Here is a 1238-nt window from a genome sequence, read left to right on the forward strand (position 1 = left end):
CAAAGCCCGTTCCCCGAGCGAGAGTTCTTTTCCTTCCAAGTTCATTCCAAGGACGGGCTAAGGGGTCTCGCGAAAGCGGTCCCCTGCTGTCGCGGCTTTCGTAGCGATGCCCGGCACCTCAAGCACCAACTATTTTTGCCTGAAAGTTTGCGTCAACATCCCGCCGAAAAGACACAGCTCCCCTTTTTGACCGTTTCACCTAGCCGCCTTGATTCGCTAGTATCCGGTGTTATGAGCATCTACAACACACCCATGCCAAACTATCCCAACGAGGGTTCGTCGGGCCGGCGTCTCATGCCCGGCCTGGCAACGACGGCGGCCGGCGGCGCGCTTGGCGTCATTTCTCTGTTCCTTCCCTTTGTTAAAATCAGCGGAGGCTACAGTTATGAATCGTCCTCTATCAGCCTCATCAAGGCGATATCGGAGATGGACAACCCTCCGAGCGGCGCGATCTTGAGCCTAATTGCCGTCGTCGCAGCCTTGGGGCTGAGCATCGCCGCTCTTGTGCGCGGTGGAAAGGTTGGGCTCGCCAAAGCGGCAGGAATCACCTGCATTGTCCTCGGGGGCCTGTCGTTGATTGGCCGCGGAGTAGATTACAACGACGTCAAAGAATACGGAGCCACGGACATTCTCGGAATCGGCTTCCATCTGTTGACGCTGGCCTCGCTGATCATCTTGATAGGCGGCATCGTCACCGTGGTTTTGACTGGAAAGGTCAAAGCTCAAAACAATTTCGGGCCGAGCCCCATGATGGGCAATGAACAGTTCGGCCCCTACGGGCAACAGCCTGGCGTTCCTCAAGGCGGCTATCAAGATCCGGGCTTCCAGCAGGAAGGCGGCTACCCGCAACAAGGCGGCTACCCCCAGCAGGGCGGCTACCCGCAGCAAGGCGGCTACCCGCAGCAAGGCGGCTATCAAGATCCAGGCTTCCAGCAGCAGGGGTACCCGCAGCAGGGCGGCTACCCCCAGCAGTGGGGCGGCCAGCAACAGCCCTGGTGACCGTAAACCGACTGAGCCCTCCGACGGGGGCGGGCGAGTGCTCGGGAATCGGATTGCGAGCCTCTGGGACCATTATTGAAAGAGCATTCACATTTGCCCTGCCCCCTCAGGTCTCAACTAGGATGCTGCTATGAGTACAACACACAACACATCCAATGCGGCTTTCGGGGGCGGTAAGGCACCGCTTTCCCGGGCCACGCCGGGGCTTGCCTTCTCTCTCGTCTCCGCCTTGGCGGGCG

Annotated in this window: 1 pseudogene; it reads left to right on the plus strand. The window is 59.6% G+C overall.

From position 1 onward, the window contains the following. Positions 1–999 (plus strand): annotated as a pseudogene (locus ACO48X_RS02270) (hypothetical protein); the annotation flags it as partial. Positions 1000–1238 lie beyond the last annotated feature (239 nt).

It is taken from the genome of Peptidiphaga sp. (assembly GCF_057238965.1).